This window comes from Pseudomonas sp. B21-028, from assembly GCF_024749045.1.
GTDB lineage: Bacteria > Pseudomonadota > Gammaproteobacteria > Pseudomonadales > Pseudomonadaceae > Aquipseudomonas.
This window is the reverse complement of sequence record NZ_CP087184.1, coordinates 1,095,568-1,116,556: the sequence shown is the minus strand read 5'-3', so window position 1 is coordinate 1,116,556 and position 20,989 is coordinate 1,095,568. Positions and strand designations below refer to the sequence as shown.

The 20,989-nt window shown below is 58.9% G+C and carries 19 protein-coding genes; 8 read left to right on the top strand and 11 right to left on the bottom strand.

The features are described 5' to 3' along the window. Positions 1–31 precede the first annotated feature (31 nt). The 3 genes from LOY35_RS04865 to LOY35_RS04855 all read left to right on the top strand — a co-directional run bounded on the left by LOY35_RS04865 (position 32) and on the right by LOY35_RS04855 (position 3,309). Positions 32–664: a TRAP transporter small permease gene (locus tag LOY35_RS04865; protein ID WP_258631101.1), complete on the top strand. Its 633-nt coding sequence runs from the start codon at positions 32–34 to the stop codon at positions 662–664. Beyond that, the gene (dctM, locus tag LOY35_RS04860) at positions 661–1,944 is read left to right on the top strand and encodes a C4-dicarboxylate TRAP transporter large permease protein DctM (protein WP_258631100.1); all 1,284 of its coding nucleotides are present in this window, start codon (positions 661–663) and stop codon (positions 1,942–1,944) included. The genes LOY35_RS04865 and dctM overlap by 4 nt, the downstream gene beginning before the upstream one ends. Positions 1,945–2,262: 318 nt before the next feature. Then, complete coding sequence (locus tag LOY35_RS04855) at positions 2,263–3,309, top strand: hypothetical protein (RefSeq protein WP_258631099.1); 1,047 nt, start codon at positions 2,263–2,265, stop codon at positions 3,307–3,309. Between the two features lie 248 nt (positions 3,310–3,557). On the opposite strand, the gene LOY35_RS04850 is transcribed toward LOY35_RS04855, so the two are convergent. From LOY35_RS04850 to LOY35_RS04830, 5 genes are read right to left on the bottom strand one after another with little or no spacing between them, the layout of a single operon-like run. Continuing rightward, positions 3,558–3,794, bottom strand: coding sequence for a Rieske 2Fe-2S domain-containing protein (locus tag LOY35_RS04850; protein WP_258631097.1), 237 nt, complete (start codon positions 3,792–3,794; stop codon positions 3,558–3,560). After that, positions 3,778–4,635 carry an iron-containing redox enzyme family protein gene (locus tag LOY35_RS04845; protein WP_258631096.1) on the bottom strand — a complete coding sequence of 286 codons (858 nt, stop codon included), beginning with the start codon at positions 4,633–4,635 and terminating at the stop codon, positions 3,778–3,780. Before LOY35_RS04845 ends, LOY35_RS04850 begins: the two co-directional genes overlap by 17 nt. After that, on the bottom strand, positions 4,632–5,435 hold the full coding sequence (locus LOY35_RS04840; RefSeq protein ID WP_258631094.1) for a dihydrodipicolinate synthase family protein: 804 nt from the start codon (positions 5,433–5,435) through the stop codon (positions 4,632–4,634). The genes LOY35_RS04845 and LOY35_RS04840 overlap by 4 nt, the downstream gene beginning before the upstream one ends. Continuing rightward, complete coding sequence (locus LOY35_RS04835) at positions 5,425–5,943, bottom strand: DUF6190 family protein (RefSeq protein WP_258631093.1); 519 nt, start codon at positions 5,941–5,943, stop codon at positions 5,425–5,427. The genes LOY35_RS04840 and LOY35_RS04835 overlap by 11 nt, the downstream gene beginning before the upstream one ends. Further along, positions 5,936–7,111: a pyridoxal phosphate-dependent aminotransferase gene (locus LOY35_RS04830; protein WP_258631092.1), complete on the bottom strand. Its 1,176-nt coding sequence runs from the start codon at positions 7,109–7,111 to the stop codon at positions 5,936–5,938. The genes LOY35_RS04835 and LOY35_RS04830 overlap by 8 nt, the downstream gene beginning before the upstream one ends. 231 nt (positions 7,112–7,342) lie before the next feature. Here LOY35_RS04830 and LOY35_RS04825 point away from each other — a divergent pair, with 231 nt between their 5' ends. Then, positions 7,343–8,026 (top strand): acyl-homoserine-lactone synthase, encoded by a 684-nt coding sequence (locus LOY35_RS04825; protein WP_258631091.1) that lies wholly within the window; start codon positions 7,343–7,345, stop codon positions 8,024–8,026. Here the strand turns inward: LOY35_RS04825 and LOY35_RS04820 are convergent. Next, positions 7,996–8,724 carry a LuxR family transcriptional regulator gene (locus LOY35_RS04820; RefSeq protein WP_258631090.1) on the bottom strand — a complete coding sequence of 243 codons (729 nt, stop codon included), beginning with the start codon at positions 8,722–8,724 and terminating at the stop codon, positions 7,996–7,998. The genes LOY35_RS04825 and LOY35_RS04820 overlap by 31 nt on opposite strands. Positions 8,725–8,934: 210 nt before the next feature. Beyond that, positions 8,935–9,573 (bottom strand): glutathione S-transferase family protein, encoded by a 639-nt coding sequence (locus LOY35_RS04815; protein ID WP_258631088.1) that lies wholly within the window; start codon positions 9,571–9,573, stop codon positions 8,935–8,937. A 95-nt stretch (positions 9,574–9,668) separates the two neighbouring features. Between LOY35_RS04815 and LOY35_RS04810 the strand changes: the two genes are divergently transcribed. Next, the gene (locus LOY35_RS04810) at positions 9,669–10,769 is read left to right on the top strand and encodes a transketolase-like TK C-terminal-containing protein (protein ID WP_258631086.1); all 1,101 of its coding nucleotides are present in this window, start codon (positions 9,669–9,671) and stop codon (positions 10,767–10,769) included. Between the two features lie 30 nt (positions 10,770–10,799). On the opposite strand, the gene LOY35_RS04805 is transcribed toward LOY35_RS04810, so the two are convergent. Beyond that, positions 10,800–11,252, bottom strand: a complete 453-nt coding sequence (locus tag LOY35_RS04805) for a MarR family winged helix-turn-helix transcriptional regulator (RefSeq protein WP_258631084.1) — start codon at positions 11,250–11,252, stop codon at positions 10,800–10,802. A gap of 175 nt (positions 11,253–11,427) precedes the next feature. Between LOY35_RS04805 and aceE the strand changes: the two genes are divergently transcribed. Then, positions 11,428–14,097, top strand: a complete 2,670-nt coding sequence (gene aceE / locus LOY35_RS04800) for a pyruvate dehydrogenase (acetyl-transferring), homodimeric type (RefSeq protein WP_258631082.1) — start codon at positions 11,428–11,430, stop codon at positions 14,095–14,097. On the opposite strand, the gene LOY35_RS04795 is transcribed toward aceE, so the two are convergent. Then, a complete protein-coding gene (locus tag LOY35_RS04795) occupies positions 14,048–14,431 on the bottom strand; it encodes a type VI secretion system amidase effector protein Tae4 (RefSeq protein WP_258631080.1) in 384 nt (127 codons plus the stop codon). The two genes, aceE and LOY35_RS04795, sit on opposite strands and share 50 nt — an antisense overlap. A 182-nt stretch (positions 14,432–14,613) precedes the next feature. Between LOY35_RS04795 and LOY35_RS04790 the strand changes: the two genes are divergently transcribed. Both LOY35_RS04790 and LOY35_RS04785 read left to right on the top strand, forming a co-directional pair. After that, positions 14,614–15,609, top strand: a complete 996-nt coding sequence (locus LOY35_RS04790; RefSeq protein ID WP_258631078.1) for a TRAP transporter substrate-binding protein — start codon at positions 14,614–14,616, stop codon at positions 15,607–15,609. 231 nt (positions 15,610–15,840) lie between these two features. Continuing rightward, positions 15,841–17,733 (top strand): alkaline phosphatase D family protein, encoded by a 1,893-nt coding sequence (locus LOY35_RS04785; protein ID WP_258631076.1) that lies wholly within the window; start codon positions 15,841–15,843, stop codon positions 17,731–17,733. Between the two features lie 285 nt (positions 17,734–18,018). Here LOY35_RS04785 and LOY35_RS04780 read toward each other — a convergent pair whose 3' ends face one another. After that, a complete protein-coding gene (locus tag LOY35_RS04780; protein WP_258631074.1) occupies positions 18,019–19,404 on the bottom strand; it encodes an aspartate aminotransferase family protein in 1,386 nt (461 codons plus the stop codon). Continuing rightward, the gene (locus tag LOY35_RS04775) at positions 19,401–20,888 is read right to left on the bottom strand and encodes an NAD-dependent succinate-semialdehyde dehydrogenase (RefSeq protein ID WP_258631072.1); all 1,488 of its coding nucleotides are present in this window, start codon (positions 20,886–20,888) and stop codon (positions 19,401–19,403) included. Before LOY35_RS04775 ends, LOY35_RS04780 begins: the two co-directional genes overlap by 4 nt. Positions 20,889–20,989 lie beyond the last annotated feature (101 nt).

The window sequence follows — 20,989 nt, the reverse complement described above, 5'->3', positions numbered from 1 at the left end:
GCTTGTCATCCCCCCGCAGGAGATGTCCTCCATGAACGCTTTTCGGCGCATCTGGGAACACTTCGAGGAAGGTTTCATTGCCTTCCTTCTGGCCGCCATGACGTTGGTCACTTTCGTTTATGTCGTGCTCAATAACCTCTACACCGTTTTTTACAGCATTGGCGACAACTGGGCTGCCGCCAGCGAGTCGGCCTTTGCCATTGGCGACGGCATCATGAACATGGCCCAGGCCATGACCTGGAGCAGCTCGCTGACCAAGGCGCTGTTCGGCTGGTTGATCTTTTTCGGCTTGTCGTATGGCGTGCGCACCGCCGGGCATATCGGCGTCGACGCGCTGGTGAAACTGGCCAGCAAACCGGTGCAACGCTTTATCGGCGTGATCGCCTGCCTGTTCTGCCTGACCTACGCCGGGCTGCTGGCGGTGGCGAGCTATGAATGGATCAATACCTTGATGATCGCGCAGATCGGCGCCGAGGACCTGGGCCAGTTCGGCATCATGCAATGGCACATCGGGTTGATCGTACCGGTGGGTTTCACCTTGGTATTCATCCGCTTCGCGGAAATCCTCGTGCGCATCCTGAGGAATCGCCAGACAGGCCTGGGCCTGGCCGATGAAGCGGCGGAAGCCATTAAGTTGACCGAACACGAGGAAGACAAGCCATGACCATCGCCTTCCTGTTCGTGGCACTGTTCGTGCTGATGTTCATCGGCGTGCCTATTGCCATTTCACTGGGGTTGGCCGGTTCGCTGACCATTATTTTCTTCAGCCCGGACTCGGTACGCTCCCTGGCGATCAAGCTGTTCGAAACCTCTGAACACTACACACTGCTGGCCATTCCATTCTTCCTGTTGGCCGGTGCGTTCATGACCACCGGTGGCGTGGCACGACGGCTGATCGACTTCGCCAACGCCTGCGTCGGCCACATCCGCGGCGGCCTGGCGATTGCCGCGGTGCTGGCGTGCATGTTGTTTGCGGCGCTGTCCGGCTCAAGCCCGGCGACCGTGGCCGCGGTCGGTTCCATTGCCATTGCCGGCATGGTGCGCTCGGGTTATCCACAATCGTTCGGCGCCGGCATCGTGTGCAACGCCGGGACCCTGGGCATCCTGATCCCGCCCTCGATCGTAATGGTGGTGTATGCCGCCGCGACCGAGACCTCCGTGGGCAAGCTGTTCATGGCCGGTGTGGTGCCTGGTTTGCTGCTGGGCCTGGCGCTGATGGTAGCGATCTACATCGTCGCAGTGAAAAAGAACCTGCCGGCCCTGCCCCGGGCGACGTTTCGCGAGTGGCTGTCCACCGCGCGCAAGGCCCTGTGGGGCCTGCTGTTGATGATCATCATCCTCGGCGGGATCTATTCGGGGATGTTCACTCCGACCGAAGCGGCCGCGGTGGCAGCGGTGTATTCGGCGTTCATCGCCTTGTTCGTCTACAAGGACCTCACGTTCCGTGAAACGCCGAAGGTGCTGCTGGAGTCGGCCAAGCTGAGCATCATGCTGATGTTCATCATCGCCAACGCCATGCTCTTCGCCCACGTGCTGACCACCGAGCAACTTCCCCAGCAAATCACTGCATGGGTGATCGATGCCGGGCTCACGCCTGTGACGTTCCTGTTGGTAGTGAACATCGTGCTACTGGTTGCCGGCGCGTTCATGGAGCCATCGGCAATCATCCTGATCCTGGCACCGATCCTGTTCCCCATCGCCACGCAATTGGGCATCGATCCGATCCACCTGGGCATCATCATGGTAGTGAACCTGGAGATCGGGTTGATTACACCGCCGGTGGGTCTGAACCTGTTCGTGACCTCGGCGGTGACCGGCATGTCCCTGCCTGCCACCATCCGTGCGGCCATGCCGTGGTTGATGATCCTGCTGGCGTTCCTGGTGCTGATTACCTATGTGCCGTGGATCTCGCTGGCGTTGCCGAACTGGTTGGGGATGAGTTGATCCCCTGCCTGCCAGAATCGTGGCGGCGGCGGTTTTCTCCCACAGTTTGAAAAGGAGATCGGAGCGGCTCTGCTCAAGGCGGCACAGGCTGCCAACCAGGCTAAGTGACAGAGCTGCCGACCGACTGTGGGAGCAAGGCTTGCCCACGATAAGGACGCCTCGGTTCCAGGGTCATCGTGTTGACCTGATCGCAGGGCGGCTGGAGTTCTGAAGTGGAACGGATAACACAAGACCGGGCAGGACCGGCCAAGCCTGGCTGGACGACATGATGGCATTTCAGTAGCATCCAGCGACTTTTTCCTCGCTCAAGGATGACCCATGTTCGCCCTGCTCCGTTATCCACAATCGTTGTACGTATTGTCCGCGCTCGTATTGCTCGGTGGCTGCAGCGTCAATGGCTCTTATCCCGATGCCATCGAACCGGACGCTGCCAAGCTGCGGTTCGTTGCCGATACCAGCAACGCCACGCTGGATTATTTCGATGCGGCCCATTGCGACGGGCAAACCACGGGTATTCTCAACAATTTGCTGCTGAGCGATACCGCGCGACGCGTGGGGATGAGCGTTCCGGCGCCCAAGGATGCCAAGGGGTATCTGGAGGTCAAGCTCAAGCCCGGTGAACAGATTCACCTGCGGACCAACATGAATACCGGTTATGCGGTGTGCGGCAAGGGTTTCAACTTAACGCCCGAGGCCAATGCGGAATACGAGGTGACGTTCAAGTCCGAGAAGAACTTCTGCATGACTCACTTGCAGCGCCTGCAACGAGTCGACGGCAAGGACGTGCGCACACCGATCCCGATCCTGAAAAAAGACTTCCCCGCCTGCGCCGGTCGCAACGCGCTATTTCCCAGAACCTACCCGGACACGCCCCACCGCCTGGAGCTGATGAACCGGGTCATCGATAAAAGCCTGGTTGTCACCGTGAAAACCGACCCGGCCAAAGAAAAGGTCGAGAGTTATACGCCAGAGAAACTGGACACGTTGATCAGCGAACGCAAGGCCAAGCTCGGCTTCGATCTGCCGGCTGACTATTGGACGCTGTACCGGGAAAACCTGAAAACCTTTGGCGATGAAATGGCGCAGAACAAGGCGCGCTCGTTGGAACGCTTCAAGGACGAATATCAGGTACGCCTGCGGCAGTTGAAGGACGAGCAGTTGGAACAGTGGGCATTGCCCAAGACCGCCAATGCCAAACCGGAGAAAGCCGAGATCGATCTGGACGTCGCGATGATGGTGGAGTACTTCCGGATCGGAAATGGAGTGACGGTCGAAGCAGTAGATCGTCACTTGGAAAGGATGGCGCGGATGGATGAGCGTTACGGGGTCTGCGCACGGTTTGCGGAGTGCTGGAAACGCAACTAGAAGGCAAACCTCACCCGATAGCTCCAAGAAGTATGCTGGATGTGCCGCCGTTATCGCGAACAAGCTCCCACACAGTTCATGTGGGGACAGCGGTAATAGGCGGACAGCCCGGTCTCTCTGGTGCAACTCCAGTCACGCATTGAGCAACTTGCGCAGCGCCAGCACGACATTGTCGGGCGTGGTCAATTCGACAGACCCGGGCGCGCCCGAGCCTGCCGACGGTAAAAACCGCGCCGTCAACGCTCGCACTAGCTCAAGCGCTTCACCTCAAGACGCCCACAAGGCGGACCACTGAGTTGCTCGCCCGTTTCCAGGCTGAACACGGAAAAGTGCAAGGGGCAGGTGATGCTCTTGCGCTGCTGATTGATTACTCCATGCTCCAGCCATCCGGCGCGGTGTGGACAGGTATGCGGCACTTCAAAGTGCTGGTCGTCGATGACGACAGCGAACGTGCCTGGGCGATAGAATTCAGATGGCTCGTTCAATCATTCGCTCCTTATCGAAAGACTGCTGGCGCCTCGCCTTATCGACGGCCCCATCGAACGCGGCGTTGGTAATATCGCGCCCCATGCAGATCCCCTCCCACGCCTTGACCGGGTCAAGGTCCCCAGCCACGTCCATCGCTTTGAGCAGACGCTGGCCTTCAATTGCATGAAAGACGTCGATATGGACATGCTCGGAATAGTAGGTGTGGGCCTGGATCTGCAAACGCGAGCAGATCGACGTGTAGCATTCAAAGAAGAATGGCACGACGGTTTCGAAGTAAGTGATGACCCCTGCGAAATACGACGGATCATCCGCCCTCATCGTCAACCAGCAGAACATGTTGGGAAACGAAAATCCGGCCGGCGCGTTAACGTCGATATAGAAGTCCAGATCAGTGGGCATCCGCAATTCTTTAAGCAGATCGATATACAACGTGGTGTGGGATCGCTTGAGGTTACCGGACCCGAACTCGTCGATCATCATGCGCAGCATTGGCATTTGCGCGGCCAGGCTGAGCCGGGGCATCAGGTGGTAAAACACCTGCGCCTCGGTCAAACCATCCAGGGCGAACTCCTGTACCAGGATCTTGAATTCGTCGAGGTTCATGTGATCGCTCACGTACGCAGCGCTGGGAGGGACCTCGCTGCGGTCCATCTCCACCAGTTCAGCCAATTGCTTGCGTAACGCGGCGAGATCGGTCGGCGGATTGACGGTCCGCGTCTTTTGGATGGTCGACTCGATCCAATCACGCTCGAAGGCCAGAATATGGCTTTCCAGTGGCTTGAGCTGCTTGATGCAAGCGCGATTCGCCAGGAACAGTGCTTTCTGCAGGTCGCTCATGCCATGGCCTCCTGCTCTGCGAAGACACGGTCGGTGCTGATGACGCCGCGTGCTTTGAGTTCCTTTTTGACCTGGGCGTACCAATCGTCCGCAGCCAGTTCAAAATGGTCATTGAGCGCCTCCACCAGTCCACCGACCAGTGTTTGTCGAGCACCGATTGCCAACCGGCAAAGCGCCGGTTCCAGATTGGCCAACGACACGACGTTACCGTCGGACTCCAGCTCCCTGGCCAGCAGCATTTCCCAACCGATGAAGTAATCCAGCCCCTCGCTGCGCAGGCGCTCGATTTCACTCTGCACACGCGGCTGGGACGGTGAGTCCTTGATGCCGATTACTCTCGGTAACTGGGCGATGGCAAACAAAGTGTCGAAGCTTTTCTCATTACCGGACAGCGCAGATTCGTTGTAGATGAAGATATCCAGCGACGTGGCGTCATGGACCGCCCGGTAGTGATCGATCATGTCTTGCTGGCTTGTGCCTAAAGCGAAAGGCGACGTGAACATTACCGCCTGGGCTCCAAGGTCCTGCGCCAGCCGTGCATATTCGATGACTTCGACCGTCGTGGCGCGTTCAATGCCGGCGATGACGGTTTTGTCCTGTGCATGCGCCAACGTCAGTTCCAACATTCGCAGCCAGTCCCGCTTTCCAAGCCGCCAGCCTTCACCGGAAGTCAGGCATGGAATGTATCCATCGACAAACGGCCGCGAGCTATGCAGCAACCGGCGCACGCTGGCCTCGCAGATGCGCGACTGATCATCCAGAGGCGTGATCAACGGTACATAGATGTGCTTACCCGACATGCTGGAAGTCCTCCTTTGCAATGCTCATTTCCATGGACTGCTCGTACAGGCGCTGAAGTTTTTCAGGGAATACGGACGGCGAAGTCGTCGAAGGAAACGTTTTAAGGAACGGCTTGAGCAAGCCCAGCTCGCACAGAGAATCGTCATGAGTGTAAAAAGGTTGCTGGTGCTCAACGACATGAGCAACCAACAATCTTTTTTCCACACTCAGGTGTGCCCAGTCAGGCTCCAGACAGGCGCGTTTCAGGACCTTGTTGCAGTAGCCCTGGCGCTGGATATCCATGTCCGTATGAAGGACGTCCATGAATGGGTAATAGACGTCCTGCAAGTGCCGGCTCTTTTTCCAGATGATGGCATCGCAAATACCAATCTGACCGAAACTCATCATGACCTGGCGCGAATAGAACGCACCGAAAAAGCCCAGCGATTTGGCGCGTACCTCGGGGTCGCTGTGGTGCATGCCCATGAAAACGGTGGCGTCGATAACTGCAATGGGTGCCTCAGCCATGATAGCTCTCCAATGCCAAGGCGATGGTCTCAACCGCCTGTTCGAACTCCGCAGGTTTGCGTGCCAACGCCAGTCGGATGTATTTCTGCCCCACCTGCGGCTGGCTCCAATAAAAGTACTTGCCTGGCAGGACATAGACCTCGTGCCCTACCAGGTAAGCCTGCAGGTCATCGGCAGAGACGTCTTCACGGAGGATTTCAAACCAGGCGACACTGGTCTCGACCATGGGCGTCAGATAGTTCAGGAAGTTGCCCTGCAGATGGCGTCGGGCGGCCGCGCGGTTGACATCAAGTACCGAACGCACGGACTCGAAATCGTCATCGCTGCTATCGCGGATATATTGAGTCACGACATTCAGGACGAAGGGTGAGACGTTCAACAATACGCTTGTCACGAGACTGTAGATGTCAGCGTTAAGCGCCTGGCTGGACATGATCGTGGCGCATTTCGTGTCCTGTAGCGGCCAGGTTTTCCCCGTGTCCTCCATGATGATGTACTGGGTACCGATGTCATCCAGGATGGCATAGGCGTCAACGCGACTACCTCCGGCGGCTTTGATAAACGCGGCGAAGCAAAAATCCAGGATGAGCAGCTTGCCGTGGTCCTTGCAATAACGCGCTACTTCCACAAAGGTGTCGGCGCCTTGGGCGAACATGCTGGTGCCGGTCGGGTTGTTGGGGTCCACCAGGAAAATCGCATCGACATGCGCCGCCGCCGACTGAAGCTTCGCATAGACATCCGTTGAGGATTGCAGAAGGGCCTCGTCCAGCGGCGTCAATGGCACCTCCATGTGTTTGAGCAAATCATGCAGATTGTCGAAGCAAGGTTCGATCAACCCTACGCTCATGTTGCGTTTGCGCAGGTAGGTCGCGGTGATGTGCATCGCAATGGAGGCCGCGTAAACCAGGTAAATCTCATCGTGACGCTTGAGCGCATGCTCCTGTCCATGGAAAGTGAAGAACGCCCGGATGAATTCCTGCTCGCTCTGATACTGGCTTTGGCCTTGAGCGCGATACCAGAGTTCGGGAAGGCGGTTGACGATCTCTCGCTGGGTGACACTTTGGTCCTGATGGGTATGAGCGTCAGCGAGATTGAAGCGTGTCTTCAAGGCAGAAATTTCATGTTGGGTGATATCTTCTTTATCATCCAGGCGGGTCATGACACTCATGTTGTTATTCCTATAGGTGCTAGAGATATTTATCTCACTTGGCCAACTGGGGCGCCGTAGATAAATCCTGATCTATAGTTAACATTGTTTTATTGTCTAACAACTGTACCTGGGTGTAGCCTTTTTCTTTTGGCGCTGTATCTAGGTACAGTTGCTTTCCTTGATCCATATCGCCATGCTCGGCGCGCGCCAATAATCTGTACTCAAATACCCAGGGACATTACAGGACATATGGACAAGGTCAGTTTTCACGTCATAAATCATTCAAACGCCTCGGAAGAATTATTGGCTGACCTGTATGGCTTAAGGAAGGAAATTTTTTCCGATCGACTTGACTGGCGTGTCACGACCCACCATGGAAGAGAGGTCGATGAATATGACAACGCCAGTGCAACTTATCTGGTAGGTCTCTATGCGGGGCGCCCGCTGAGTAGTTTGCGCTTGATCAATACGCTGAACTCTTATATGGTCGAAGGTCCGTTCCGAAATTTCTTCAAATGCAAACTTCCTAAAGACCGGTCGATTGCCGAATCCAGTCGTTTCTTTGTCGATAAGACCCGTTCCCGAGCCATGGGATTGAACCGAGCACCGCTGACCGAAATGCTGCTTCTGGCCATGCACGAGCACGCCGCCGGGCAGGATCTGGATTCGATCATAACGGTCGTCAGCCAAGCCATGTCGCGCATCGTTCTCAGGGCTGGCTGGCGCTACGAAGTCCTGGATATCGGCGAAGCTTCACCCGGCGAGAAGGTCTTGCTGCTCAATATGCCGGTGCGCCCTGAGAACGCTTGGAGTCTTGAGCAAACGATAGCGTCGAAACGGCGTCGCGGCGCGCCTGGGACCGCAACGGTTGATCTACCTAGCCCGCATACCCGCGGGCAGCTTCAGACCAGCCCCAGGCTGACGGCCTTGTAGACGGCTTGCTTGGCGTTGCAGACGCGCAGCTTGTCTACAATGTTCGCCATATGGAATTTCACGGTGCGTACGGAGATGGCGTGAATGACGGCGATTTCGCTGTAGGCCTTGCCCATGACAACCCATTTCAATACCCCAAGCTCCCTGTCCGACAGTCCGGCCTCAGTCAACTCCGGAAACAACTCGCTCAAGGAAAAACAATCAGTCAATCGATCCTGGAACTGAATGAGCGTCATCTGGATCTCTGCCGCCCTGCGCATCATGGTCTGCTCGAAATCCTTGCGGCGCTCGGTATTGCTGATGCTCAATGCAGCGAACAAGCCATTGGCATCATGCAAGTTGAACGTGAATCCGTCCGATATCTGGAATTTTTCCGAGGAAGCAAAAACCGCCTGTCCTTGATCTGATGTCTTGGACTCAAGCGCTTCATGCCAGAAGAAAGGGGCTATGCATTTCAGGCCGTGCTTGATGACCGGATCGATAAGATGATAATTCTCGGCCTTATACACATCGAGCCAACGTTTGGGATAGTTGGAAAAAATCCTCGGTCTTACCTCTCGCCCTTTATACATGACGAAGTAAGCATAATGGCAACCGTCCAGCGGCCGCAGGCATTTTTCAAACGTACTTTTGAGTCTTTCATCCAATTCAGACCCTGTATTTATGGCTCGCCTGCCTTTCATAGTCTGACCGTTCATAAAAATTCCCTTTTTTATGGATTTACTTTTGTATAGTTGTCCTGTTATCGCGTTATGGAAAGCATTCAATCCAAGTATCAATTCGTAGTAAAGCCAAATAACCACTACATACCCGATGACCCAGAATGAAGCGAGACTCGATGACATTAAACTCCGGCGGAGCCACCCTTTTCTTGCAGATCAGGCGGCTCGTTCCCGAGCAGGAAGGCATCAACCGAAAGGCGTATCTCGAGACTCGGCAAGCCCGGCCTGTACGGCTGGACGCGACTCGATCGCGTCCAGCCAGCGCAGCACATGAGTGAAGGTGGTGATATCCAGATCCAGCTCCTCGCAGGTGCGCAACCAGGGGAACGCGGCGATATCCGCAATGGAGTACTCGTTGCACGCCAGGTAACGGTGCTCGGCCAGTTGCTTGTCCACCACACCATACAGGCGCAAGGCTTCTTTGCGATAACGAGCGATCGCTTCCTCATTCTGGGTGATGCTGCCATGCAAGAACCACCAGAGCTGGCCCAGCATCGGGCCGATGGCCCCCACCTGGAAGAACAACCACTGTTGAACAGCAAGCTGTTCAGCAGATGTATCAGGTTGCAGGCATGCGTACTTCTGCGACAGGTAACCCAGAATGGCTCCGGATTCGAACACCGAGACCCCGGCCTGATGATCCACGATGGCGGGGATTTTCCCGTTCGGGTTTATGGCGAGGAATTGCGGTGAATGCTGTCGCCCTTCAGACAGGTTGAGCCTCACCACGTCGTAATTGATGCCTGCCTCTTTCAAGAAAATACTGATTTTCTGCCCGTTGGGCGTATCAGCCGTATAAAACGTGATGGGGGAAGCCGTGGTCATGAGGAACTCCATTTCGGGTGTATTTCATTGCATTTGCAATCATATTGAGCCGTGCCGTATGGTGCAAGCACGACGGAACGCACGGAGCTTATGGAATGATCGGCTTTGCCAACTTCAATAAAACACCAGAGACTCGCTTGGCCGCCCAGGCCTGCATCAATAAAATCCGAACGCTTTCAGATCTGCACGCGAATGGTTTCTCCTCGCCGCTCTACACCATGATCGACATCGCCAATCGCCTCGAGAGGGACCCGGGAACCGCCAGGCATGTCTGGGTGATCCGCGCCAACAAACAACCGGACGTCGAGAACTGTCACACCCGCATCAGTGCCTGGCCCTTGCGTTTGAGTCCCGTCGCCCGCGCCAGCGAAAAACCGCTGCTGTACCTGACCAGCTCGGCGACCTCGGCCGAACTTTGCGCGCTGTCGAACGAGTCCGCCAACCGGGGCATTTTGTGCAACGACATCGAAACCTTGCCCTCGCGATGGCCCAAGGGGGCTCATCCTTGGGTGCCGCTCTGGCTGGTGGCCAACCCACAATGCCTGCCCTTCGACCCGGCCAGCGGTGCCGAAGCGCAGGCCATTGCCCTGGCCGCCCTGCAGAGCCTGTACGTGGAAGGCAACGACGGTTTCTATTACATGGCGCTTCACGATGAACCCAACGACTTCCTCGGCCCCGTCGACAACATCAGCGCGAGCCAGGCGCTCAAGGGAATGTACAAGCTCACCGAGATCGAGACGGATGTCGGAGCACCCCAGGTTCGCTTGCTGGGCGCGGGGTTGGCATTGCAGTCGGTGGTGAGCGCAGCACGCATGCTGGGTGAGCACTGGGGTGTCGCGAGTGAATTGTGGAGTTGCCCCAGCTATACCCGCCTGGCCCGTGACGCGGATAAAGCACAACGCTGGAATCGCCTGCACCCCGAGAAGCCGAGGCGGTCTGCGCATTTGCTCGATTGCCTGGGCTCAGGGAGCAGCCCGGTCGTCGCGGTGACGGGCTACGCGCAGCACGTCGCCGATCAGATCGGCGCGCACGTCACGTCGCGGTTCGTTGCGCTTGGCGCCGACTCGACCGGGACCTCTTCGCCAACCGTGGATAAGCACTGGATCGTGGTGCTGGCGCTGCAAGCGCTGGCTCAGGAAGGTGTCATCGAACAGGCATGCGTCAAACAGGCAATGAGTCGTTACCTGCTGCAATGAAACCTGGTGGCTTATGTGGCTAATTCGCGCTCATTTCGTTCGACCGCTGCTGCGCGCGGCATTGGCCGCACGCTCCAGCGCTTGGCTGAAGACCCGCTGCTGGTCGTCGTCGAATTGTGACAGGAACAATTCGTCCACCGCTCCTTCGTAGATTTTCCACATCTTCTTGCGCAACGTTTTTCCGCTCTCGGTGATGGCGGCATACGCCCCTCGACCGTCATCGCTGGCGCGGCTGCGGGTGACCAGGCCTTCCGCCTCCAGACGGTCCACCAGGCGGGTTAGGTTGTAGCGTTCAATGGCCATGACATCGGCCAGCTCGTTCATGCGGCGTGCGCCGTCCGGACCGCTTTCCAGGCCCCATAAGGCGTCGTACCAGGCGTAGGCAGGCAACCCGGCAGCCGCCAGTCGACGCTCGATTTCGCGGATCAGGCAACGATGGGCCCTGACGAATCTGAACCAGGTATCCGGCTCGCTGGAAGACATGCAACACCCTTTCTAGGAAATCGATTTAGTTGCAATTGTAGCGCGCGGCAGGCTAAGTTCTCACACGTAGTTGCAACTGCAACTACAAAATTCTCGAAGGTTGGCGTCGACCCACGCCCCTTAGTCAGGCACCAAACGACTCGGTGCTGCAGCACTTGTCCAGGAGACGACAACGATGGCACAACAATCCATGTTTCTCGACGAGGATCCACAAGAGACTCGCGAATGGCTCGAATCCATTGAATCGGTGGCGAGTGTCGAAGGGCGCCCTCGCGCCCACTACCTGATCGATCAGATGCTTGATTTCGACGCCAACCGCCACGGTGATTTCTACGGTCGCGTGACGACGCCCTACGTCAATACAATCCCGGTCGATCGCCAGCAACCTTACCCCGGCGACCTGACCGTGGAACGCCGGATCAACGCCTACATCCGCTGGAACGCGCTGGCCATGGTGCTGCGCGCCGGCAAACATTCGAACGTGGGCGGGCATATCGCGTCCTACGCGTCGGCGGCGGTTTTGTACGATGTCGGCTTCGAACATTTTTTCCGTGGCCGAACCGAGCAGTTCGCCGGTGACATGGTGTACATCCAAGGCCACTCCTCGCCCGGCATCTATGCACGCGCCTACCTGGAAGGACGCCTGAGCGAGGATCAGTTGGATAACTTCCGTCGCGAGACTGATCGCGATGGGGTCTCGTCCTATCCGCATCCACGGCTGATGCCGGACTTCTGGCAATTCCCGACGGTGTCCATGGGGCTCGGTCCCATCACGGCCGCATACCAGGCGCGATTCATGCGCTATCTGGAGGATCGCGGCCTGAAGGAACACCAGGGGCGCAAGGTCTGGGCCTTCCTCGGTGACGGTGAAATGGACCAGCCGGAATCGCTGGCGGCGATTTCACTGGCGGGCCGGGAGAAGCTCGACAACATCATCTTTGTCGTCAACTGCAATCTGCAACGCCTGGACGGCCCGGTGCGCGGCAACAGCAAGGTGATTCAGGAATTCGAAAGCCTGTACCGGGCGGCCGGCTGGAATGTGATCAAGGTGATCTGGGGCAGCGGCTGGGATGCCTTGCTGGAAAAGGACAAGAGCGGCTTGCTGCGCCAGCGGATGATGGAGTGCGTGGACGGCGACTACCAGAACTACAAGTCCCAGAACGGCGCCTATGTGCGCGAGCACTTCTTTGGAAAGTACCCGGAGTTGCTGGAACTGGTCAGCGACTTGAGCGATGACGATATCTGGAAGCTGTCTCGCGGCGGCCACGATCCGGAGAAAGTCCACAACGCCTATGCCGCTGCCATGCGCCATACCGGCGGGCCGACCGTCATCCTGGCCAAGACCGTGAAGGGTTTCGGCATGGGCGAAGCCGGTGAAGGCCAGAATATCAATCACCAACTCAAGAAAATGGGCGACGACGCGGTCAAGGCGTTCAGGGATCGGTTCGGACTGGACCTCACCGATGACCAACTGGGCGACATGCCTTACCTCAAGCCAGCGGCGGACAGCGTCGAGGCCCTTTACCTGCAAGCCAGGCGCAACCAATTGGGCGGCTACATCCCGGCACGCTTCAATGCTGTGGCGCCATTGCAGGTTCCCCCTCTGTCTACCCTGGACACACAGCTCAAAGGCACTGGCGAACGGGCAATCTCCACCACCATGGCATTCGTGCGCATCCTCGGCACGTTGCTCAAGGATCCGAACATCGGCAAGCTGATCGTGCCCATTGTCCCGGACGAATCACGCACCTTTGGCATGGAAAGCCTGTTCCGCCAGATCGGTATTCATTCCCACGTGGGCCAGCTGTATACACCTCAAGACGCCGGCCAGTTGAGCTATTACAAAGAAGCCCGGGATGGCCAGATCATGCAGGAGGGACTGAACGAGTCCGGCGGGATTTCTTCATGGATTGCCGCCAGTACGTCCTACAGCACCCACGGCGTGATGACGGTGCCCTTCTACATCTTCTATTCGATGTTTGGCTTCCAGCGCGTCGGCGACCTCGCCTGGGCGGCAGGTGACGCACGCGCCCGCGGCTTCCTGCTCGGCGCCACCTCCGGCAGGACCACGCTAATGGGTGAAGGCCTGCAACATGACGATGGTCACAGTCATGTGCTGTCGTCGACCATCCCGTGCTGCGTGTCCTATGATCCCACCTACGCCTATGAACTGGCCGTGATCATCCAGGACGGTATGCGGCGGATGTATGCCGAAAACGAAGACATCTTCTATTACATCACCGTGCTGAACGAAAACTACGCCCATCCAGCGATGCCGGAAGGCGTCGAGCAAGGCATCCTCAAGGGCATGTACCGGCTCTCGGCGCCTGAAAAAGCGGTCGAGGACAAGCATGTCCAACTGATGGGCTGTGGCTCGATTCTCCAGGAAGTGGTCGCGGCCGCTCAGTTGCTGGAACAGGACTTCGGCGTTAGCAGCGAAGTCTGGAGCGTGACCAGCCTGACCGAACTGCGTCGCGACGGGCAGGAAGCTGAACGCTGGAACCTGCTGCATCCCGAGCATGCGCCGCGTATCGGTTACGTGGAAAGTTGCCTGCAAGACAAACAGGGCCCGGTAGTGGTCGCGACTGACTACATGAAGATATTCGCCGACCAGATACGCCCATTCGTCCCCAATCGACGCTTCGTGGCCCTGGGCACCGACGGTTTCGGCCAATCGGATACCCGCGAATCGCTGCGCAGATTTTTCGAAGTTGATCGGCACTTCATCGCTCTCGCGGCGTTGAAGGCCCTGGCCGACGACGGAAAAATATCCCGGGAAAAAGTAGCCGAGGCGATCAGGCTTTACGGCATTGATCCGCAAAAGCAGAACCCTGCAAAGGTGTGAGTCTCAGCCTTGCAGCGGCGCCCCTCAGGGCGCCGCTGCAAGAGCAATGATAAGGAGGACAAACAACGCTCCCTTGATGACGTTCATATGCCCCTCCAGACCCTATGTACTTGGAGTCATGGAAATCCGAAAACGTACCTTCGATCGAAAAACCCATCTGTATACGCACGTAGCTCATCCAATCCGTCAGGCGCCGGCCATTCCATAAGTCAACGTGGTCCCCACTGCGACCGGCCGTGGTTTCATTTGCCCGTCGCCAGAAGCCCTTGAAGAAGATAACGCCCTGCTGCCCTTTCAGGGCATCTTCAAAGTCTTCACTTTTGGTGGTCTTCATGGCCTGCAAACCGGGGTCAAGGCGTCTCGATTCTGACGGCATAGCCTAGCAGATACCGGACGCCCCTCTCGTGGCCAGGCATCCTGCAGCCGGCGTTTTTTCCCCTAGACTTGTCCTTGTCCGCTGTACGCCGGGGTTGAATGAGCCGGTACGATAAAGACAAATAAAAAGGGAAGTCCGCAATGCTCAAGCCGATATGGAAAACGCTCTTCTGCATCCTCGCCCTCAGCGCATGGGCCACCGCGATGGCGGCTGACCCGATCGTGATCAAATTCTCCCACGTCGTGGCCGAACATACTCCGAAGGGCGAGGGCGCGCTGATGTTCAAGAAGCTGGTGGAGGAGCGGCTGGCGGGCAAGGTGAAGGTCGAGGTGTATCCCAACTCCACCCTGTACAACGATGACAAGGAGATGGAGGCCCTGCTGCTGGGGGATGTGCAGATGATTGCGCGGTCGTTGGCCAAGTTCGAGCAGTACACCAAGACCGTGCAGTTGTTCGACCTGCCGTTCCTGTTTGACGACATGGGGGCGGTGGAACGCTTTCAACAGAGCGCCGAAGGCCAGAAGCTGCTCAAGTCCATGGAAAGCAAGAACATCGTCGGCCTGGCCTATTGGCACAATGGCATGAAGCAGTTGTCGGCCAACAAACCCCTGCGCATGCCCGAGGATGCCCGTGGCCTGGTGTTCCGGATACAGACTTCCGCGGTATTGGAGGAACAGTTCAAGGCAATCGGCGCCAAGGCGCAGCCGATGATTTTCTCCGTGGCGTACCAGGCGTTGCGCGCAGGCGTCGTCAATGGCGCGGAAAATCCCTATTCGAACTTCTACAATCAGAAGCTGCATGAAGTGCAGAAGTACGTCACCGAAACCAATCACGGCGCACTCGACTACATGTGGATCACCACTTCCGACTTCTGGAATGGCCTGCCGCCAGATATCCGCGCCGAACTGGACAAGATCGTGGTGGAGGTGACCACCTATACCAACGGTGAGGCAGAGCGGTTGAACCAGCAGGACAAACAACACGTCCTGGACGCCAAGACCACCGAGATCATTACCCTCACGCCGGAACAGCGCAAAGCCTGGCGGGACAAGATGAAGCCGGTGTGGGCGAAGTTCGAGAAGGAGATCGGAACGGATCTGCTCAAGGCAGCGCAAGCGGCCAATCAGGTTCAGTGACCGTACTACTGATCGACTGGCCACCGCTCTTGTGGCGAGGGGATTTATCCCCGCTGGGCTGCAAAGCAGCCCTCATTCATGAATGTGCGACACGTTCGTAGTTTGGTTGGGGCTGCTAGCCCAACGGGGATAAATCCCCTCGCCACAAGAGGTGTATCTCCCTATCCCTCAGTGCCAAAGCGCATTGCGTTATGATCCCCTCCTCGTTCTGAACCAGAGCCTTACCCACGCATGCCGTCCACCGCTGATATCTCCACTGCCCTGCCCCCCGTCCTGGTCGGCCCGCTGCTACGGCGGCTGGAGCCCACGCGGCTGGTGATGTGGCTGGTGGGGACGCGGCCGCTGGCATTGACGTTGCGGGTGGAGGGTGTGGTCGATCTGGCGCTGGATACCGACCGCTGCACAGTGGTGCCAGTGGGCCAGCAAGCGTTTGTGCACCTGATCGATGTCCGGCTCGACCAGCCATTGCCCCAGGACGTCGCGCTTGAATACGACCTCCTGGTGGACGGCGCGCCCATCGCCGAGTGGGCGCCGCACCTGCTGTATGGCGAGGCGAAACGGCCGAACTTCGTGCTGCACTCGCGTATCGGGCAACTGGTCCACGGCTCGTGTCGCAAGCCTCATCATCCGGCCAACGACGGTTTGCTCTGTGTCGACCGGTTGCTCGCCCAGACGCCTGAGCAACGGCCGGCGTTGTTGATGATGAGTGGCGATCAAGTCTACGCCGATGACGTGGCCGGGCCGATGCTGCGGGCGATTCATGCGCTGATCGAGCGGCTGGGGCTGTTCGAGGAGTGCCTGGACGGTGCGGTGGTGGAAGACAGCGCCCGGCTCTATCGACACCCGGCCAGCTACTACCATCGCGCCGATCTGTTGCCGGCCCTGGAAAGCAACGAAACCCTGCGCGAGCGATTTTTCGGTGGCGCGCGCAAGCCGATTTTCACCAGCAGCAGTGCCGACAATCATCTGGTGACCTTCGCCGAGGTCATGGCGATGTATCTGCTGGTCTGGTCGCCGGTGCCTTGGACGCTGATCGACCCGCAGCCACCCGAGCTGACCGCCGAGCGACGCCAGCGCTACGCGTTGGAACAGCAACGCATCGATGGCTTCAGGACCGGACTGGGTGGCGTGGCGCGGGTGTTCGCGCACCTGTCGAGCCTGATGATCTTCGACGATCACGACATTACCGATGACTGGAATCTGTCCGCGCAGTGGGAAGAAACGGCCTACGGCCATCCGTTCTCCAAACGCATCATCGGCAACGCGCTGATCGCCTACATGCTCTGCCAGGGCTGGGGCAACAACCCGGATGCGTTCGAGGATGTGGTCCGCCAGACCGTGGCCCTGAGCGACACTGCACGGGACCGCTACCTCGACAGCGGGCCCCAGGACACCCTGATCGATACCTTGCTGGGCTTCCAGCAGTGGCACTACGTGTTGCCCAGCACCCCGGCCCTGGTGGTGCTCGATACCCGTACCCGTCGCTGGCGCAGCGAACGCAACCTCAGGCATCCCTCAGGTCTGCTGGACTGGGAAGCCCTGAGCGAACTGCAACAGGAACTGCTGGACCACCCTTCGGCGATCATCGTTTCGCCGGCCCCGATCTTCGGGGTAAAGCTGATCGAAACCGTGCAGCGGGTGTTCAGTTGGTGTGGTTATCCACTGCTGGTGGACGCGGAAAACTGGATGGCCCACCGCGGCGCGGCCCAGGTGATCCTGAACATTTTCCGACACTCGCGGACACCGGGTAACTACGTGGTGCTGTCAGGGGATGTGCATTATTCCTTCGTCTACGAAGTGTTGATCCCCCATCGCAAAGGTGGCCCGCGGATCTGGCAGATCACCAGCAGTGGCATCAAGAATGAATTTCCGCCGGCGCTGCTGGAATGGTTCGACCGCCTGAACCGCTGGCTCTACGCCCCACGCTCGCCCCTGAACTGGTTCACCCAGCGCCGACGCATGCGCATCGTTCCCCACACCCCGGAACACGCCGAGGCGGGTGAGCGCTTGTGGAACTCGGCCGGGATCGGGCAAGTGTTTTTCAATGAGCAAGGCCAGCCGACGCAGATCTACCAGCACAACGCCAACGGCAAGTCGCCAACGCGGATGCTGGGGCCGCGTTGAGGGCGGGCTTCACCGACTCTGGTAGACCGCTATCGCGAGCAGGCTCGCTCCCACAGTGGATCTGCGGTGTGTCCGATCTTGTGGGAGCGGGCTTGCCCGCGATAGCGGTGTATCAGTTGATGGATGCCTGACTGACACGACGCCTTCGCGAGCAAGCCCGCTCCCACAAAGGATCTGCTGTGTCCCGAATAGTGCATTCACCGCAGATCTCCTGTGGGAGCGAGCCTGCTCGCGATGACGGCAGCAGATCCAGCCCCACCGGTTCGGATAAACGCTATCGCAGCCTCACCCCAGCACTTCACCCGCCACCTGATCGACGGCTTCCTTGGTGATGTCAACAATCAGGTCGGCATCTTCACGGCTGAGGATCAGCGGTGGAGCGAAGCCCAGGATGTCGCCGTGGGGCATGGCGCGGGCGATCATGCCGCGTTCCAGGCAGGCGGCCGAGACCTTGGGGCCGACTTTCAGGGTGGGGTCGAAAGCCGTGCGCTGCTCGCGGTCGGCCATGAACTCCACCGCCGCCAGCATGCCGTCCCCGCGCACTTCGCCCACCAGCGGATGACCTTCAAGGGTTTCACGCAACCGCCGGTTCAGGTAGCCACCGACCTCCTCGGCATTGGCGGTGAGGTTTTCCCGCTCGAGGATGTCGAGGTTGGCCAGTGCCGCCGCCGCGCAGATCGGGTGCCCGGAATAGGTCCAGCCATGGCCCATGGCGCCTTCGGACTGCGACGCTTTTTCGATCACGCCCCAGACCTTCTCGCCGATGATCACCGCCGACAGCGGTGCATAGGCACTGGTCAGGCCCTTGGCGGTGGTGATCAGGTCCGGCTTGAGGCCGTAGCGCTGGCTACCCATCTTCGAGCCGAGGCGACCGAATGCGCAGACCACTTCATCGGCAATCAGCAACACGTCATATTTATTCAGCACCGCCTGGATCGCCGCCCAGTAACCGGCCGGCGGAACGATGATGCCACCGGTGCCCATCAACGGTTCGCCGATGAACGCCGCGACGGTGTCGGGCCCTTCGGCCAGGATCATCTTTTCCAGCTCATCGGCGCAATAACGCACGAAAGTCGCTTCGTCCATGCCCGCCGGTGCCTTGCGATACCAGTGCGGACAGACCGTGTGCTTGACCCCTTCCACCGGCAGGTCGAAGTGCTGATGGAAAGTGGGCAACCCGGTCAGGCTGCCGGTCATGATGCCCGAGCCATGGTAGCCCCGGTCACGGGAGATGATTTTCTTCTTCTGCGGCCGCCCCAGCACGTTGTTGTAATAGCGCACCAACTTGACCTGGGTTTCGTTGGCGTCGGAGCCGGACAAGCCGTAGTAGACCTTTTTCATCCCCTCCGGCGCCCAGTCCATGATGCGGCTCGACAGTTCGATGATTGCCTCGCTCGAATGGCCGACATAGGTGTGGTAGTAGGCCAGCTCCTTGGCCTGCTTGTAGATGGCATCGGCCACTTCGGTGCGGCCGTAGCCGATGTTCACGCAGTAGAGGCCGGCAAAGGCATCGATGAAATCGCGCCCCTCATGGTCACGGATGCGCACGCCCGATGCGCTCTTGATGATCCGTCCCTTGAGCGCACCGCTGGCGTGGTCATGGGCGTGGGTCGACGGGTGCATGAAATGCGCGCGGTCTTGCTCGAACAGCGTGTTGAGTTCTTGGCTCATGCGGATTCTCCTGGGAACTGGCCTTGATGGTGCAGGCAAAAGTATTTGGTTTCGACGAAGGGTTCGAAGCCCTCGCTGCCCCCCTCACGGCCGAGGCCCGAGGCTTTCATGCCACCGAAGGGGATCGGGTGGCCGGTGAATTTGACGCCGTTGACTGCCACCATGGCGTGATCGAGACGGCGGATCAGCGGATAGATGAGGTCCAGGCGGTTGGAGCAAATATAGGCTGCCAGGCCGTACTCGGTGTCGTTGGCCATCTCGATGGCTTCATCCAGGGTGTCGAACGGCATCACCCCGGCGATGGGGGCGAAGTTTTCTTCACGATAGATGCGCATCCGCGGGGTGACATCGGCCAGCACCGTCGGCTGGTAAAACAACCCGCCCAGGGCATGCGCCTCGCCCCCCACCAGGCGTTGCGCGCCAAGGGCCAGCGCGTCGGCAACCCGGTCGGCGGTGACATCGAACGCGGCCTGGTGCATCAACGGACCGACGTCGACGTCCTGCTCCTGTTGATCGACCATGGCCGGCCCGACCCGCAAGGCACGGACCGCCGCCGCGAAACGGCCGAGGAACGCCTGGTACACCGGACGCTGGACCATGATCCGGTTGGCCGCGCAACAATCCTGGCCCGAGGTCTGGAACTTCGCTTCCACCGCCACTTTGACCGCCAGCGCCAGGTCGGCATCGGCGCAAACAATGAACGGTGCGTTGCCACCCAGCTCCAACGCGACTTTCTTCACATCGTGAGCGGCCGCTTGCAATACCAGTTTGCCGACCCGGGTGGAGCCGGTGAAACTCACGGAGCGCACGCGACGGTCCTTGACCAGGGTTTCCATGGTCATTTGCGGCTCGCCCAGCACCACGTTGAACACCCCGGCGGGAAAGCCCGCTTCCTCGGCCAGTTGCGCCAGGGCCAGGGCCGAATATGGCGTTTCGTGGGCCGGCTTGATGACCACGGTGCAACCGGCGGCCAGCGCGGCGGCGGCCTTGCGGGTGATCATCGCCGAGGGGAAGTTCCATGGCGTGAGCAAGGCGCAGACGCCGACCGGCTCCTTGATCGTGCCCAGGTGCGCATTGGGAATGTGGCTGGGAATGTTCTGCCCGTACAAGCGCCGGGCCTCTTCGGCAAACCACGGGATGAAACTCGCGGCGTAGGCGATTTCGCCACGGGATTCGGCCAGTGGCTTGCCCTGCTCCAGGCTGAGAATGCTCGCCAGGTCTTCGCGGTGTTCGAGGATCAGCGCCGCCCAGCGTTGCAGGACAGCGCCACGGGCGTCCAGGCTCAGCTCGCGCCACGCCGGGAACGCACGATGCGCCGCGTCCACCGCCGCGACGATCTGCGGCGGGTCGAGCATGGGCACATGGCCGATCACCGTGCGGGTGGCGGGGTTATGCACGGCAATACTGTCACCGCTGTCGCTGTGGACCCAATGACCATCGATGTAGCAAAGCGCTTTGAACAGCAGCGGATGTTGGTAAGGCATGACGTTCACTCCAGAGCGTGTGCGTGAACCCATGCTAGGGCAGCGGCACTTGAGTAATCGGGTGATTGCCGGGGTGAAACGGTGGCTTTTTTCTGAAACAG